The following is a 14,229-nucleotide window of genomic DNA, read 5'->3' on the forward strand; positions in this document are numbered from 1 at the left end:
GCATGCGCGAGGACGACCACATCGAAGACAGTTCGGCGCCGCTGATCGAGCATTTGGCGGAGCTGCGCACACGGCTCATCCGCTGCGTGATCTACTTCATCATCGGCATGGTGATCTGCTTCACCGTGGCGACGCCGATCTTCAACTTCCTGACCGCGCCGCTCTGCCAGGTGCTGGCCGAGCGCGGGCAGGACTGCGACCTGATCTTCATCTCGCCACAGGAAGGCTTCTTCGTGGCGGTGAAGGTGTCGCTGCTGGGCGGCTTCATCCTGGGCTTTCCCTTCATCGCGAACCAGCTCTGGCGCTTCGTGGCGCCGGGGCTCTACCGGTCCGAGCAGGGGGCGTTCCTGCCCTTCCTCGTGGCCTCACCCTTCATGTTCTTCCTCGGCGCGGCCTTTGCCTTCTACGTGGTGACGCCGCTGGCTTATGACTTCTTCCTTGGCTTCCAGCAGTTCGGAAACGAGGGCGAGGCGGTCGCAGGCGAAGAGGTGAGACAGGGGTTGTCGGTGGTCTTCCAGGGCTCGGCGCAGGAATACCTGAACCTCACGATCAAGTTCATCGTGGCATTCGGGCTGTGTTTCCAGCTACCGGTGCTGCTCACGCTCATGGGCAAGGCCGGGCTGGTGTCGGCCGTCGGGCTCGGCGCCGTGCGTAAGTATGCGGTGGTGGCGATTCTGGTGCTGGCCGCGCTGGTGACGCCGCCGGATGTCATCACGCAGGTGATCCTGTTCGTGGTGGTCTACGGGCTTTACGAGATCTCGATCCTGCTGGTCCGTCGCGTGGAGAAGAAGCGCGAGGCCGAGCTGCGGGAGCAGGGGCTCTGGTTCGAGGACGACGAGGATGAGTGACGGGGTGAATGATCCGCTGGAGCGGATCGCCTCGGCGCTGGAACGCATGGCACCGGCGGAGACGCCGGTGCCCGACTTTTCGGCCGCCGGTGCCTTTGTCTGGCAGGTAGAGCCGGACCGGCTCGAGCCCGTCGCGGAGGTGAGCGCGGTGGATCTGTCGCTGCTGGTGGGCATCGAGCGGTCGCGCGACACGCTGCTGGGCAATACCGAGCGGTTCGCGGCGGGGCTGCCGGCCAACAACGCGCTCCTGTGGGGCGCGCGGGGGACGGGGAAGTCGAGCCTGGTGAAGGCCGTGCATGGCACCGTACGCGCCTCGGGCACGGATCTGAAGCTGGTGGAGTTGCACCGCGAGGACCTGCCCAGCGTGGGGCGGCTACTGGCGCACCTGCGGAGCGCGCCTTACCGGTTCCTGCTGTTTTGCGATGATCTGTCGTTTTCCGGGGACGATCAGCATTACAAGAGCCTGAAGGCGGTGCTGGACGGCGGCATCGAGGGGCGGCCGGAGAACGTGCTGCTGTATGCCACCTCGAACCGGCGGCACCTGATGCCGCGGGAGATGGTGGAGAACGAACAGTCGACGGCGATCACGCCCGGTGAGGCGGTGGACGAGAAGGTGTCGCTCTCGGATCGGTTCGGGCTGTGGCTAGGCTTCCACCCCTGTTCGCAGGACGACTACCTGGCGATGATCGAGGGCTATTGCGCGGCCTATGGGGTCGAGGTCGATGCGGCGGAGCTGCAGGCCGAGGCGATCGAGTGGCAGGCCACGCGCGGGGCGCGGTCGGGCCGGGTGGCCTGGCAGTTCTTCACCGACCTGGCGGGGCGGAAAGGCGTGTCGCTGGGGTGACGTCCCGGGGTGTCCCGGGCAGGGACACCTTTCCGAGTAAGAAAAATCAATGGGTTACAGGGGGCGAATTAACCTTTTGTTCGGACTGTCCCACATCGGGTGCGCCGGTAAGAGGGGGCTCTGCCCCCGGCCCTGCGGGCCTCCCCCGGAGTATTTTTACCAAGAAGAAGCGGGCGGTGCCCGGGTTTTCAGCCAATGATCTCGGGCAGGAGGCGGGCGGCTTCGTCGCGGGCGAGGGTCAGGCCGTCGCGGTCCTCTCCGGGGAAGAAGCGGGCCCGGCAGGCAGTCGCCATGGGGCGCGGTTCCAGCACCTTGACCAGCGGGCCGATCTTTTCCGATTCCGCCTGCCAGGAGCGGACGAACGCGATCTGCGCCGCCTTGGTGCTGCCGTAGGGGCCGAAGAATTTTTGCCCCGCGCGGGGGTCGTCGAAGAAGATGGCGCGGCCCTCGGCCCCCAGAAGCGGTGCGATGAAGGGGACGAGCGTGCCCATGGCGGTGACGTTGGTGGCAACCGCGCGGCCCCAGTCCTTGCTGTCCATGTGGGCGGCGGGCTGCATCGGGCTCGCGTGGACGGCGGTGTGGATCCAGAGATGCACGCCGCCCCAGCGATCGTGGATCGAGCGGCAGAGCTGGGCCATGGCGTCGGTCACGGTCACGTCCATGGGCGCGAGGGTGGCTTCGCCGCCCTTGGCCTTCACGCGGTCGTCGAGTTCCTCGAGGCCGCCCACGGTGCGGGCGAGGGCGACGACGTGGTAATCGGGGGCGAGGGCCTCGCCGAAGGCGAAGCCGAGACCGCGCGAGGCGCCGGTGATGAGGGCAATCTTGGTCATGGTGGCGGGGGTTTGACCCTCTTTGGCGGGGCCGTCAAGCGGTGGGTGACGGGCGCTGGTGTCGCGGGGGGAAGCGCGCTCCGGCGGACCGGGGGCGAGGCACTTCTGCTCTCCGGCCCTTACTCGCCGAAATCATGCTCCCGGCATGTTTCCGGCGTTCTTGGTCTCCGACCGCTCGTCGCTGAAAACAGGCCCCCGGCCTGTTTTCCGGGCGCTCCGAGCCCCTCACCCCGGCCCTCTCCCCCGAGGGGAGAGGGCGGCGCGGGTGGTGGAGGGCGCGCGGTGTCCCGGTGGTGCCGGCCCTCGCTCGCGGGTCCTGCTCACGGATAGGCGGAGGGCGAAGTGCTGGGTTGAAAGCCGGCGGGAGATCCGGGGGCGCGGCCTATTCGGCCGCGGTCTTCATCCGGAAGCCCTTTTCGATCTGGTCGGCCGGTTCCACCGGGTATTCGCCGGAGAAGCAGGCGTCGCAGTACTGCGGGCAGGCATTGTTTCGGCCCTCGGCCTCGCCCACGGCGCGGTAGAGACCGTCGAGGGTCACGAACTTGAGGCTGTCGACGCCGAGGTGGTCGCGCATTTCCTCTTCCGACATGTTGGCGGCCAGCAGCTTGTCGCGCTGGGGCGTGTCGACGCCGTAGAAGCAGGGCCAGGCGGTCGGCGGCGAGGCGATGCGGAAGTGGACCTCGGCGGCGCCGGCGTCGAGGATCATGTCCTTGATCTTGCGCGAGGTGGTGCCGCGCACGACGCTGTCGTCGACGAGGATGACCTTCTTGCCGCGTATGAGCGCGCGGTTGACGTTGAGCTTGAGGCGCACGCCCATGTTGCGGATCTGCTCGGTCGGCTCGATGAAGGTGCGGCCCATGTACTGGTTGCGCACGATGCCCATGGCGTAGGGAATGCCGGATTCCTGGCTGTAGCCGATGGCCGCGGGGGTGCCGCTGTCGGGCACCGGGCAGACGATGTCGGCGTCCACCGGGGCCTCGCGGGCGAGTTCCACGCCGATCTGGCGGCGGGTTTCGTATACCGAGCGGCCGCCGATGATGCTGTCGGGGCGCGAGAAGTAGACGTGTTCGAAGACGCAGAAGCGCGAGCGCTGGGGGCGGAAGGGGCGCTGGCTCTCGACGCCGTTCTCGGCGGTGATGACCACCATCTCGCCGGGTTCGATCTCGCGGATGAACTCTGCGCCGATGATGTCGAGCGCGCAGGTTTCCGAGCTGAGCACCCAGCCGTCGCCGAGGCGGCCGAGCACCAGCGGGCGCACGCCGAGCGGGTCGCGCACGCCGATGAGCTTGGTGCGGGTCATGGCGACGACGCTGAAGGCGCCTTCCACGCGGCGCAGGGCGTCTTCCATCCGGGCCGGGATGTCGCGCTGGAGCGAGCGGGCCATGAGGTGGATGATGCATTCGCTGTCGGACGAGCTCTGGAAGATCGAGCCGCGCTCGATCAGCTCGCGGCGGAGCGCCTCGGCATTGGTGATGTTGCCGTTGTGGGCGATGGCGGCGCCGCCCATGGAAAATTCGCCGAAGAAGGGCTGCACGTCGCGGATCGCGGCGCCCTTGGAGCCGGCGGTGGAGTAGCGGACGTGGCCGATGGAGAGGCTCCCGGGCAGCGTCTGCATGAGCGAGGCGTTGGTGAAGTTGTCGCGCACGTAGCCGAAGCGGCGGGCGGAGTTGAAGCCGGTCTCGGCCTCGTAGGAGACGATGCCGCCGGCCTCCTGGCCGCGATGCTGCAGGGCGTGCAGGCCGAGGGCCACGAAGTTCGCGGCGTCGGTGAGGCCCACCGCGCCGAAGACGCCGCATTCCTCGTGAAGGGTATCGCCATCCCAGGGGGTGGCGTCGAAATCGTGCGTGGGGGCTGAGTGCCAGGGCGCGTCGGGCAAGGGTGGCTCCGAATCCAAGACTGGTGTCGCCGGTGTCTTAGGCGCTCGGACCCGGCTTGTCACGGAACGATCACAAAAGCCGGGGGTCGCGGGCGTCACATTCGGATGAACGCCCGGTCACGCGCCGGCCGAGGTCAATCAGGTCTCGGTCGCGGGGGCGGCGCAGACGCCCACAAGGGCCTCGTACTGCGCGGTGATCCAGCCGAGGGCCTGTTCGGGGTTCTGTTCCTCGATCCGGGTCGTGAAGCGGTCGAAGACCACCGCCGAGCGGGAATCGTTGATCATCGCGATGTCCTGCGAAGTGATGACCGTGGCGTAGACGAAGAAGGCCACCGCCACGAGCAGCACGCCGCGGGCGACGCCGAAGAGGAAACCGAGCGCCTGGTCGAGGCCCGAGAGCGCGGTGCGCTGGACGACGGAGGACAGGAGCGGCGTGAAGAGCGAGACCAGCACCAGCGCGAGGGTGAAGACCACGGCAAAGGCGGCGATGATCGAAAGCTCGCAGCTGTCGGCGAGGAATTCGCCGATGACCGGGATTTCCTTGACCAGAGGCTGAAGCTGGGCCGCGAAGAGGAAGGCGAGGATGGCGGCTACCACCCATCCGACGATGGCCATGAGTTCGCGAACGATGCCGCGCGAGTAGGCGAGGATCGCCGACAGCACGATGATGACGGCCACCGCGCCGTCGATGATTGTGAAGCCTTCCATGGCGCCTGCTCGTCCCTCGTTCCTGCGCGCGGGTTCAGCCCGCGCCGAATACGTTTCCCACGAAGCCGGTCAGGTCCGACATGGGCGACAGCGCCATGCCCTTCATGCCGGTCTTCTTTCCGCCATCCGGCAGGATCGCGGCCGAGAAACCAAGTTTGTGCGCCTCTTTCAACCTGTTTTCGGTCTGTCCGACGGGGCGCAGCGCCCCTGATAGGCTGATTTCCCCGAAAACGACAGTCTCGGCGGGCAGCGCGCTGTCCTCGCGCGCGGAAAGTAGCGCAGCCGCCACAGCCAGATCGGCCGCGGGTTCGCCCACGCGCATGCCGCCGGCGACGTTGAGATAGACGTCGAGCCCGGCGAAGGGGATGCCGCAGCGCGATTCGAGCACGGCGAGGATCATGGCGAGCCGGCTGCCGTCCCAGCCCACGACCGAGCGCCGGGGCTGCGAGTGCGGCGAGGGGGCGACAAGGGCCTGGAGTTCCACCAGCACGGGGCGCGTGCCCTCGATGCCCGCGAAGACGACCGAGCCGGGCGAAGGCGCGCCGCGCTCCGACAGGAAGAGCGCCGAGGGGTTGGGGACCTGGGCGAGGCCGCCTCCGGTCATCTCGAAGACGCCGATCTCGTCCGCGGGGCCGAAGCGGTTCTTGACGCTGCGCAGGATGCGGAACTGGTGGCCGCGTTCGCCCTCGAAATAGAGCACGGTATCGACCATGTGTTCGACCACGCGGGGGCCGGCGATCTGGCCGTCCTTGGTGACGTGGCCGACCATCATGACGGCGCTGCCGTGGCGCTTGGCGAAGGTCGTCAGCTCGTGCGCGGCGGCGCGCACCTGGGAGACGGAGCCCGGGGCGCTTTCGACGTTGTCGGCCCACATGGTCTGGATCGAATCGACGATGGCGAGGTCGGGCTGTTCCTCTTCCAGCGTGGTGAGGATGTCGCGCAGGTTGGTTTCGGTGGCGAGCTTCACCGGCGCCTCGGCAAGGCCGAGGCGCTGCGCGCGCAGGCGCACCTGGGCGGAGGCTTCCTCGCCGCTGATGTAGAGCACCTTCAGCCCGGCGTTGGCGAAAGCGGCGGCGGCCTGAAGCAGCAGGGTGGACTTGCCGATTCCCGGGTCGCCGCCGACGAGCACGGCCGAGGCGGGCACGAGGCCACCGCCCAGCACGCGGTCGAATTCGTCGAGCCCGGCGGCGGTGCGCGGCGGGGGCGCTTCCTTGCTGGAAAGGTCGGTGAGCGGGATGGCACGGCCGCGGACGGCGCCGATGGTCTTGCCCTTGGGCCCGGCGGCCAGCGGCTTTTCCTCGACGATAGTGTTCCATTCGCCGCAGGCCTCGCAGCGGCCGGACCACTTGGAATAGGTGGCCCCGCAGGCCTGGCATTTGAAGTTGAGCGTCGGCTTGGCCATGTGTCCTCCGGGTCGGAGGGCCTTATTGCCGCAAGGCGGCGCGGCTGCCTAGGGGGTGGGGGCGCTTTCGGCCCGGGCTCCGGTCACTCTGCCGCCATGCGAGGCATGGGCATGACCTTGTCGTCCTCGGTGTTGCGGGCGTCGAGCGGTCCCAGTTCTGGCAGGACCTCGGCCAGGTCCTCGCGCAGGCGGTCGAGTTGCGAGCGGGCCACGGCCTCGTCGAGGTCGACCTGCTGGGTCCAGCCACGGATCTCGCTCGCCGTGGCCTTGGCAGTGTCGAGGCGGGCGTTGAAATCCGCGATCTCGCGCTGACGGGCGATCAGGAAATCGCGGGCACGGGCGACCTTTTCCTCGGAGTAGGTCTCGGCCAGCTCGCGGCTCACATGGCTCATCTGCGCGGCGAGTTCGAGGACCGGCGGTTCGAGATCGGAGAGATCGGGGTGCCGGCGCAGGAAGTCGATGCGTTCGCGCACCGAATCGAACTCGCCGGAAAGCGTGAAGTTGCCGGCCCGGTCCGAGGCATGGGCCACGGCGTAGGCGCGGGCCACATCCTGCATGCCCATGTGAAAGGAGCGGTGCGAGTTTTCGAGCGCCATGACGCGCGCGTTGGTCGGCAGGTAGAAGCAGAGCGTGATGGCCAGCAGCGTGAGACCGAAGAGCGCGTAGTGACCGGCGTCGGTCACGGGGGTCCCGCCGAGGGCGAGGGCGAGTTCGGGGAAGGGCACGAGCGCGATGATCGCCAGAAGGCTGTAGAGCGTGAGCCCGATGGCGAGAGCGAGGACCACGGCGAAGGCCAGCCGTTGGAAGATGGCGGTGGCCAGTGCCAGGGCCGCTGTCAGGTGATTGGTCATTGCGATGTCCCCCGTGTTCTGCCGGATTTCTTCGGATCGGCAATTTCTTGCCGGAACATCGGGGAAACATTGCGACTTTGGCAATCGTTCCGGGCCGGCACACGAAGAGGGTGCATTCCGTGTCCTAAATGTCGGAAACGCTTTGTTTCCGCCACTCGGGCGGGAGTTTTTCAGGAAATCCACCACCAGAGGACGAAAAATGCGCCCAGCAGGAGGACATGCAACACGTCGAGCCAGCGCCATCGCGGCACCGGCAGGAGCGCCGAGAGCAGCAGGAGCGCCGATGGCGCCATGAGCGCCCACATGCCGCCGCCCCAGGACATGACTTGCGCGGCCGTCACGTAGAGGGTGCCCTGATTGTAGCCGGCCATGGGCGCGAAGGTCGTGAGGATACCCGCAAGGCAGAGCACCATTGCCGCGAGCGCCGCCCAGCGGGAGGGCCCGCGCCCGACGATGCCGCGGGTGAGCGCGATGAAGACCAGCACCTCGAGCCAGACGAACCGGCGGATGAAGAAGGCCGCGAGGACGACGGGATCGGGTTCGGGGAAGGTCATCGGACGGCCTCGATCGGGCCCTCGGCACTGCCCGAGATGAACTGGTCGACGTAGGGATCGCCGCTGCTGTCGAGTTGTGCGACGGGGCCGGTCCAGCGGATCTTGCCGCCGTGGAGCATTGCCACGCTGTCGGCGATGGCGCGCACCGAGGACATGTCATGGGTGATCGTCATGGCGGTGGCGCCCATCTCGGTCACGATCTCGCGGATGAGGTCGTTGATGACGCCCGCCATGATCGGGTCGAGCCCGGTGGTGGGTTCATCGAAGAAGATGATCTCGGGCTCGGCGGCGATGGCACGGGCGAGGCCCACGCGTTTCTGCATGCCGCCCGAGAGTTCCGCCGGGAACTTGTCGGCCTGGTCGGGGGTGAGCCCGACGCGGCGCAGTTTCTCGATGGCGATCTCGCGCGCCTCGTGCTTGGGGCGCTTCTGCGGGCCGCGCAGGAGGCGGAAGGCGACGTTCTGCCAGACCGGAAGGCTGTCGAAGAGGGCGCCGCCCTGGAAGAGCATGCCGAAGCGGGCGAGAAAGGCATCGCGGTCGGTGCGGGTGACGTCCTGACCGTCGAGCGTGATGGTGCCGCTGTCGGGCGGGGTGAGGCCGAGGATACACTTCAGCAGGACCGACTTGCCGGTGCCCGAACCGCCGATGATGACCATGGAGGTGCCGCGGTCGATGGTGAGGTCGACGCCGCGCAGCACGTGGTTGGTGCCGAAGGTCTTGGAGACGCTGTCGAGGGTGATCATGGCGTGCCCCCGGGGATGACGTAGCCGAGCCGCGTTTGGACCGCGTGTTTCATTCCGGGCAGCGATGTCGCCCAAGTTGTGAAGAACGTCACCAAGGCGCCCTGTGGGGGGAGGTCGGGCGCGTCCCGGCCCCTTTTCGTTCCGATCATCCAGCTCATACCGAGAAGAACGCCCCTGTCAGCAGGAAGTTCGCGGCGAGGATCAGGATGGCTGCGGCCTCGACCGAGCCCTTGGTGGCACGGCCCACGCCCTGCGCGCCGCGGCCCGAGTTCATGCCGTAGTAGCAGCCCATGAGCGCGGCGATGCCGCCGAAGGCGCAGCCCTTGAAGAGCGATGTCACCACGTCCCAAGTCTGCAGGAAATCGACGGTGTTCTTGAGGTAGGTCGACGGGTTGAAGCCCAGCGTGCCCGATGTCACGGCCCAGCCGCCGAAGATGCCGATGATGTCACCGACGCCCACGAGCGCGGGCACGACGATGAGCGCGGCCAGCACGCGGGGGGCCACGAGGTATTTCATCGGGTTGGTCGAGAGCGTCGTCAGCGCGTCGATCTGCTCGGTCACCTTCATGGTCGCGATTTCGGCCGCGATCGAGGAGGTCACGCGGGCGGCGATCATCAGGCCCACGAGCACGGGGCCGAGCTCGCGCACCATGCCGAGGGCGACGATCTGGGGCACGACCGCCTCGGCGTTGAAACGGGCGCCGCCTGCGTAGATCTGCAGCGCCAGCGCGCCGCCGGTGAAGACCGCGGTGAGGCCGACGACGGGCAGCGAAAGCCAGCCGATCTGGGCGAGGGCGGCTGCGAATTCACGACCGTAGAAGGGCGGGCGCAGCACGTGGGAGAGGGCCGAGAGCGCGAAGAGCGTGACACGGCCCACGGCGCCGAGGGCGGTGAGCACGGCCCGCCCGATCCAGCCAAGTGGCGCAAGCGCGATGCTCATCCGCCCTCGTAAATCCGGCGGTAGCGGGATCCGAGCGAGGTCAGGATCTCGTACCCGATGGTGCCGGCCCAGTCGGCGACGGTGTCGACGCTCTGGTGGATGCCGAGTAGCTCGACCTGGTCCACGGGGCCCTCGATCTGGGTGACGTCCACGCCGATGAGGTCCATGGAGATGCGCCCGACGATGCGGCAGCGCGTCTCGCCGACCCAGACGTGGGCCTTGGGGGCCATGATGCGGTGCACGCCGTCGGCGTAGCCGGCCGCGATGGTGGCGATGCGGGCCGGGCTGCGCGCGACCCAGGTGTTGCCGTAGCCCACGGATTCGCCGGCAGCCACTTCGCGTGTCTGGATGACGGGGATCTGCAGGTGGGCGACGGGCTTGGCATCGAGGAAGGGCAGGCCGCCGTAGACGCCGATGCCGGGGCGGGTCACGTCGAAGTGGTAGTCCGGCCCCATCAGCACGCCGCCGGTGGCCGAGAGCGAGCGGGGCACGTCGAGCCCGTCGGTCATCTCGCGGAAGGCGTTGAGCTGGTGGGCGTTCATCGGGTGGTCGGGCGTGTCGGCGCAGGCCAGGTGGCTCATGATGAGCGCCGGCTTCTGGCTGAGGGCGATGTCGCGCAGCGCGCTCCACTCGGCGGGCTCCATCCCGAGGCGGTTCATGCCTGTGTCGAGCTGGATGCCAAAGGGATGGCCGGGCAGGGCCTCCACGTGGCGGAGCATCTGGTCGATGTCGTTGACCATGGGGGTCAGCCGCGCGTCGCGGATCAGGGCGACGTCGCCGGCCATGTGGCCGTTGAAGACGCAGATCTCGGGGCCGGGGCCGAGAATGGTGCGCAGCGTGGCGCCCTCTTCGGCGGTGGCCACGAAGAAGCGGCGGGCGCCTTCCTCGGCGAGCGCCGGGGCGACCTTGTCCACGCCGAGCCCGTAGGCATCGGCCTTGACCACGGCGCCGGCCTCGGCACTGCTCTTGTCAGCCAGCGTGCGCCAGTTGGTGCGCAGCGCGTCGAGATCGATGGTAAGCGTCGGTTGAGCCATGCCATGCGTTTGGGGGGCACGCGCGACGGGGTCAAGTGGAAACCCGGGCCTCGGGCGGGGGTCGGCATTGTGCCGCGCCGGGCAGGACGCTAAGCGGGCAGGTGCGGTTGCGAGGAGGGCAGTCAGATGGTGCGGCTTGAGTGGCAGATCTTCCTGCTGGCGGTGCAGTTCCTGACCCGTCTTCCGGTGCCGCGCGACCTGCCGTTCTCTGATGACCTGACGATCCGGGCGGTGAAATACTACCCGCTTGTGGGGGCGCTTGTGGGCGCCATCGGCGGCGTCGTGCTCTGGGCTGCGGCGCAGATCTGGCCGATGCCGGTGGCCGTGGTGCTGTCGCTGGCCGCGACGCTGCTGGCCACGGGGTGCTTTCACGAGGACGGGCTCGCTGATTGCGCCGACGGGCTGGGCGGCGGCAGCACCGGCGAGCGCGCGATGGAGATCATGCGCGATTCCCGTGTGGGCACCTATGGGGCGGCGGCGCTGATCGTGACGTTGGGGCTGAAGCTTGCGCTGCTGGGATCGCTGGCGCCCGGGGCCGCCGCGCTGCTGCTGATCGCGGGGCAGGGGCTGGGGCGCATGGCAGCGGTCCAGGTGATCCGCGGCACGCCCTATGCGCGGGCGCAGGGCGGCAAGTTCGCGGTGCCACGGGTGACGCCCGACGGCTACCTCGTGGCGACCCTGACGGCGCTGGTTCTGTGGCTGGTTCTGTGGCTCATGTTCGGCGTCGCCGCGATGGTCTGGGGCTTTGTTCTGAGCATGGTCGTGCTGCTCGTTTTCCGCGGCCTCTTCATGAAGCGCCTGGGTGGCTACACGGGCGATTGCCTGGGTGGCGCGGTGGTGCTGTGCGAGCTGGCAGTCATGCTGGGCGTCACCGCATGGGCCTGATCCTGGCCCGCCATTTGAAACCGGAGGTTGAGTCGGGGATCTGCTACGGCATCACCGAAGTGCCCCTCAGCACGGGGTTCGAGAGTGAGGCAGAGGCGTTCATCTCGGGGCTTCCGGAAATTTCCGCGATTATTTCTTCACCGCTTGGCCGGTGCCGGCGGCTGGCGGAGCGGGTTTCCGCCGCGCGAATGCTGCAGGTGCAAATCGACCCGGACTGGCGCGAGATCGACTTCGGCCGGTGGGAAGGGCGGCGCTGGGACGACATCCCGCGCGCCGAGATCGATGGGTGGGCGGCGGACCTGATGGGCTATGCGGGTCACGGCGGCGAAAGCGTGGCAACGCTGGCCCTGCGGGTTTCCCGGGCCATGGAAGCGGTGCCCGACGGCGCCCTGGTGGTGACCCATGCCGGGCCCATCCGGGCGGCGCTTGCGCGCTCGGGCACGCCGGGGGCCTGGGAGGCAAAGGTCCCTTTTGGCGCACTTATCAGGCTCTGATCAACCTAGCAGAAATTTTGCACACGCGGCAGGGAACGCCGCGGCGCGGCGGAAGTTTTTTGCGCATAACAGTGACTTGGGCGCACAACCAATGATATACCGTCTGCGTTGGGCCGACATCGTCCTGCCACAGGAGGCGCACATGATGCAGACCGATATCTCTGAAAATGCCGCGAGCCGCATCCTCATCATCGAGGACGAGACGCTGCTGAGCATCGAGCTGGAGATCCTTCTCGAGGAGATGGGCCACCAGGTGGTGGGCGTCGCGTCGCATGTGGAGCGCGCGCTTGAGCTGATCTCCCGCCATGGTCCCGAAACCGATCTCGCGATCCTCGATGTGAAGCTGGGAACCAGTTCCGCGCGTCCCGTCGCGCAGCGCCTCGAGACGCTCGGCATCCCCTATCTGGTGCTGACCGGCGCCCGCGCGGTCGCCGAGAAGATCGTTGGCGACCGGGCGCCCCTGCTGTCGAAGCCTGTCGATTTCAACGTGCTTCGCAACACGCTGTCGCGGCTGGCCCCGCCGCAGGCGGCCTGATCCCCATACACGCGGAAGGCGATTGATGCGCGCAGGCCGCGGCGGGATCAGAACCCGCCGCCGTCCTGCTGCCAGGGCTTCACGAGGTTGCCGAAGCGGGTGAAGCGGCCCTCGAAGCTGAGTTCCACCGTGCCGATGGGGCCGTGACGCTGCTTGCCGATGACGACCTCGGCCTTGCCGTGCAGCCGGTCCATGCGTTCCTGCCAGGCGGCCATTTCGTCGAGCTTGTCGTCCGAGGGCTTTTCGCGTTCGACGTAATACTCCTCGCGGTAGACGAACATCACCACGTCGGCGTCCTGTTCGATCGAGCCGGATTCACGAAGGTCCGAGAGCTGAGGCCGCTTGTCGTCGCGGCTTTCGACCTGGCGCGAGAGCTGCGAGAGCGCGATGACGGGGATGTCGAGTTCCTTGGCGATGGCCTTGAGGCCCATGGTGATTTCGGAAATCTCGTTCACCCGGTTTTCCGACTTGCCGGTGCCGCGGACGAGCTGGAGATAGTCGACCATCAGCACGTCGAGCCCATGCGTCCGCTTGAGCCGCCGCGCGCGGGCGGCGAGCTGCGAGATGGGCAGGGCGGGCGTGTCGTCGATGTAGAGCGGGCAGGCCTCGAGGCTTTTCGCGGCATCGACGAAGCGGCGGAATTCCTCTTCGGTCATGTCGCCCTTGCGGATCTGCTCGGAGGGGATCTCGGCGGCCTCGGAGAGGATGCGCGCGGCGAGCTGCTCGGCGCTCATCTCGAGGCTGTAGAAGCCCACGACGCCCCCCTCGATGGCGCCTTCGGTGCCGTCATGGCGCACGCCCTTCTTGTAGGCCTTGGCGATGTTGAAAGCGAGGTTGGTCGCGAGCGACGTTTTCCCCATGGAGGGGCGCCCGGCGAGGATCAGGAGGTCGGACTTGTGCAGGCCGCCGAGCTTGCGGTCCATGTCGATGAGGCCTGTGGAGACACCGGCAAGGCCGCCGTCGCGCTGGTAGGCGGCATTGGCCACGTTGACCGCGTCGGTGACGGCCTTGAGGAAGGACTGGAAGCCGCTTTCGGCCTGGCCCTGCTCGGCGATCTTGTAGAGCTTCTGTTCGGCCTCGACGATCTGTTCGCGGGGCTCGTTGGCCACGTCGACCTTGGCGGCCTTGTCGGAGATCTCGCGGCCGAGGGCGATCAGGTCGCGCCGCACGGCAAGATCGTAGATCATCTGGGCGTAGTCGCGGACCGCGAAGGAGGAGACGGCAGCGCCGGCGAGACGCACGAGGTAGGCGGGGCCGCCCAGTTCCTTGAGGCCCTCGTCATCGGCCAGGAAGGCCTTGAGGGTGACGGGAGAGGCGAGGTTGTTCTTGGCGATCCGGGCGGCGGCGGTTTCGAAGATGCGGGCGTGCACCGGGTCGTAGAAGTGCTGCGCACTGATGACCGAGGCGACGCGGTCGTAGACGTCGTTGTTGGTGAGGATCGCGCCCAGGAGCTGCTGCTCGGCCTCGATCGAATGGGGCATGGTGGCGGCCTGCTCGACCTCGACACCGGTCGGGTTGAATACGCTGTGATCGTTCATGCCTGCTGTCCTCTGCCCCCCGGATCTTGTGAGTCCGGCGTTCTAGTCCCTTAGCCCGCTTCCGACCATATGCTGATAGGTCGGTGGACGGGTTCTGTATAACCCTGTGGACAAGCCGCGCGCGCCTCAGATGAAGGGGCGCAGGCG

General features: G+C 67.8%; 15 protein-coding genes. 5 read left to right on the forward strand and 10 right to left on the reverse strand.

Annotated features, from left to right (window positions below; translation table 11 throughout):
- Window positions 1-2 precede the first annotated feature (2 nt).
- Both tatC and C8N44_RS10055 read left to right on the forward strand, forming a co-directional pair.
- Entirely contained in the window at window positions 3-848 is an 846-nt protein-coding gene (gene tatC / locus C8N44_RS10050) for a twin-arginine translocase subunit TatC (protein WP_373282707.1), read from the forward strand.
- Window positions 841-1,692, forward strand: coding sequence for an ATP-binding protein (locus C8N44_RS10055; protein WP_170121077.1), 852 nt, complete (start codon window positions 841-843; stop codon window positions 1,690-1,692). The genes tatC and C8N44_RS10055 overlap by 8 nt, the downstream gene beginning before the upstream one ends.
- Window positions 1,693-1,880: 188 nt before the next feature.
- On the opposite strand, the gene C8N44_RS10060 is transcribed toward C8N44_RS10055, so the two are convergent.
- The 9 genes from C8N44_RS10060 to alr all read right to left on the reverse strand — a co-directional run bounded on the left by C8N44_RS10060 (window position 1,881) and on the right by alr (window position 10,630).
- Window positions 1,881-2,522 carry an SDR family NAD(P)-dependent oxidoreductase gene (locus tag C8N44_RS10060; RefSeq protein ID WP_107976070.1) on the reverse strand — a complete coding sequence of 214 codons (642 nt, stop codon included), beginning with the start codon at window positions 2,520-2,522 and terminating at the stop codon, window positions 1,881-1,883.
- 382 nt (window positions 2,523-2,904) lie between these two features.
- Window positions 2,905-4,398 carry an amidophosphoribosyltransferase gene (gene purF, locus C8N44_RS10065; RefSeq protein WP_107976071.1) on the reverse strand — a complete coding sequence of 498 codons (1,494 nt, stop codon included), beginning with the start codon at window positions 4,396-4,398 and terminating at the stop codon, window positions 2,905-2,907.
- Window positions 4,399-4,536: 138 nt separating this feature from the next.
- Window positions 4,537-5,106 (reverse strand): CvpA family protein, encoded by a 570-nt coding sequence (locus C8N44_RS10070; RefSeq protein WP_107976072.1) that lies wholly within the window; start codon window positions 5,104-5,106, stop codon window positions 4,537-4,539.
- A gap of 34 nt (window positions 5,107-5,140) precedes the next feature.
- Window positions 5,141-6,508, reverse strand: a complete 1,368-nt coding sequence (gene radA / locus C8N44_RS10075; RefSeq protein ID WP_107976073.1) for a DNA repair protein RadA — start codon at window positions 6,506-6,508, stop codon at window positions 5,141-5,143.
- 83 nt (window positions 6,509-6,591) lie between these two features.
- Entirely contained in the window at window positions 6,592-7,359 is a 768-nt protein-coding gene (locus C8N44_RS10080) for a DNA repair protein (RefSeq protein WP_107976074.1), read from the reverse strand.
- 170 nt (window positions 7,360-7,529) lie between these two features.
- Window positions 7,530-7,913: a hypothetical protein gene (locus C8N44_RS10085; protein WP_107976075.1), complete on the reverse strand. Its 384-nt coding sequence runs from the start codon at window positions 7,911-7,913 to the stop codon at window positions 7,530-7,532.
- Window positions 7,910-8,656: an ABC transporter ATP-binding protein gene (locus C8N44_RS10090; RefSeq protein ID WP_107976076.1), complete on the reverse strand. Its 747-nt coding sequence runs from the start codon at window positions 8,654-8,656 to the stop codon at window positions 7,910-7,912. The genes C8N44_RS10085 and C8N44_RS10090 overlap by 4 nt, the downstream gene beginning before the upstream one ends.
- A 154-nt stretch (window positions 8,657-8,810) precedes the next feature.
- Window positions 8,811-9,596 (reverse strand): MlaE family ABC transporter permease, encoded by a 786-nt coding sequence (locus tag C8N44_RS10095; protein ID WP_107976077.1) that lies wholly within the window; start codon window positions 9,594-9,596, stop codon window positions 8,811-8,813.
- On the reverse strand, window positions 9,593-10,630 hold the full coding sequence (gene alr, locus C8N44_RS10100; RefSeq protein ID WP_107976078.1) for an alanine racemase: 1,038 nt from the start codon (window positions 10,628-10,630) through the stop codon (window positions 9,593-9,595). Before alr ends, C8N44_RS10095 begins: the two co-directional genes overlap by 4 nt.
- A gap of 126 nt (window positions 10,631-10,756) precedes the next feature.
- On the opposite strand from alr, the gene cobS reads away from it, so the two are divergent.
- The 3 genes from cobS to C8N44_RS23355 all read left to right on the forward strand — a co-directional run bounded on the left by cobS (window position 10,757) and on the right by C8N44_RS23355 (window position 12,544).
- Complete coding sequence (gene cobS / locus C8N44_RS10105) at window positions 10,757-11,515, forward strand: adenosylcobinamide-GDP ribazoletransferase (protein ID WP_107976079.1); 759 nt, start codon at window positions 10,757-10,759, stop codon at window positions 11,513-11,515.
- Window positions 11,506-12,009, forward strand: a complete 504-nt coding sequence (gene cobC / locus C8N44_RS10110) for an alpha-ribazole phosphatase family protein (RefSeq protein ID WP_107976080.1) — start codon at window positions 11,506-11,508, stop codon at window positions 12,007-12,009. The genes cobS and cobC overlap by 10 nt, the downstream gene beginning before the upstream one ends.
- Window positions 12,010-12,151: 142 nt before the next feature.
- On the forward strand, window positions 12,152-12,544 hold the full coding sequence (locus C8N44_RS23355) for a response regulator (RefSeq protein WP_158274035.1): 393 nt from the start codon (window positions 12,152-12,154) through the stop codon (window positions 12,542-12,544).
- 47 nt (window positions 12,545-12,591) lie between these two features.
- Here C8N44_RS23355 and C8N44_RS10120 read toward each other — a convergent pair whose 3' ends face one another.
- Window positions 12,592-14,082, reverse strand: a complete 1,491-nt coding sequence (locus C8N44_RS10120) for a replicative DNA helicase (RefSeq protein WP_107976082.1) — start codon at window positions 14,080-14,082, stop codon at window positions 12,592-12,594.
- Window positions 14,083-14,229 lie beyond the last annotated feature (147 nt).

Source organism: Allosediminivita pacifica, from assembly GCF_003054175.1.
Lineage (GTDB): Bacteria > Pseudomonadota > Alphaproteobacteria > Rhodobacterales > Rhodobacteraceae > Allosediminivita > Allosediminivita pacifica.

Bases quoted from the DNA above. Each gene is read 5' to 3' on its own strand.
- C8N44_RS10060 (WP_107976070.1), bottom strand. From the start codon at position 2,522: ATGACCAAGATTGCCCTCATCACCGGCGCCTCGCGCGGTCTCGGCTTC.
- cobS (WP_107976079.1), top strand. From the start codon at position 10,757: ATGGTGCGGCTTGAGTGGCAGATCTTCCTGCTGGCGGTGCAGTTCCTG.
- C8N44_RS10085 (WP_107976075.1), bottom strand. From the start codon at position 7,913: ATGACCTTCCCCGAACCCGATCCCGTCGTCCTCGCGGCCTTCTTCATC.
- C8N44_RS10080 (WP_107976074.1), bottom strand. From the start codon at position 7,359: ATGACCAATCACCTGACAGCGGCCCTGGCACTGGCCACCGCCATCTTC.
- C8N44_RS10095 (WP_107976077.1), bottom strand. From the start codon at position 9,596: ATGAGCATCGCGCTTGCGCCACTTGGCTGGATCGGGCGGGCCGTGCTC.
- alr (WP_107976078.1), bottom strand. From the start codon at position 10,630: ATGGCTCAACCGACGCTTACCATCGATCTCGACGCGCTGCGCACCAAC.
- tatC (WP_373282707.1), top strand. From the start codon at position 3: ATGCGCGAGGACGACCACATCGAAGACAGTTCGGCGCCGCTGATCGAG.
- C8N44_RS10120 (WP_107976082.1), bottom strand. From the start codon at position 14,082: ATGAACGATCACAGCGTATTCAACCCGACCGGTGTCGAGGTCGAGCAG.
- C8N44_RS23355 (WP_158274035.1), top strand. From the start codon at position 12,152: ATGATGCAGACCGATATCTCTGAAAATGCCGCGAGCCGCATCCTCATC.
- radA (WP_107976073.1), bottom strand. From the start codon at position 6,508: ATGGCCAAGCCGACGCTCAACTTCAAATGCCAGGCCTGCGGGGCCACC.
- C8N44_RS10070 (WP_107976072.1), bottom strand. From the start codon at position 5,106: ATGGAAGGCTTCACAATCATCGACGGCGCGGTGGCCGTCATCATCGTG.
- C8N44_RS10090 (WP_107976076.1), bottom strand. From the start codon at position 8,656: ATGATCACCCTCGACAGCGTCTCCAAGACCTTCGGCACCAACCACGTG.
- C8N44_RS10055 (WP_170121077.1), top strand. From the start codon at position 841: ATGAGTGACGGGGTGAATGATCCGCTGGAGCGGATCGCCTCGGCGCTG.
- cobC (WP_107976080.1), top strand. From the start codon at position 11,506: ATGGGCCTGATCCTGGCCCGCCATTTGAAACCGGAGGTTGAGTCGGGG.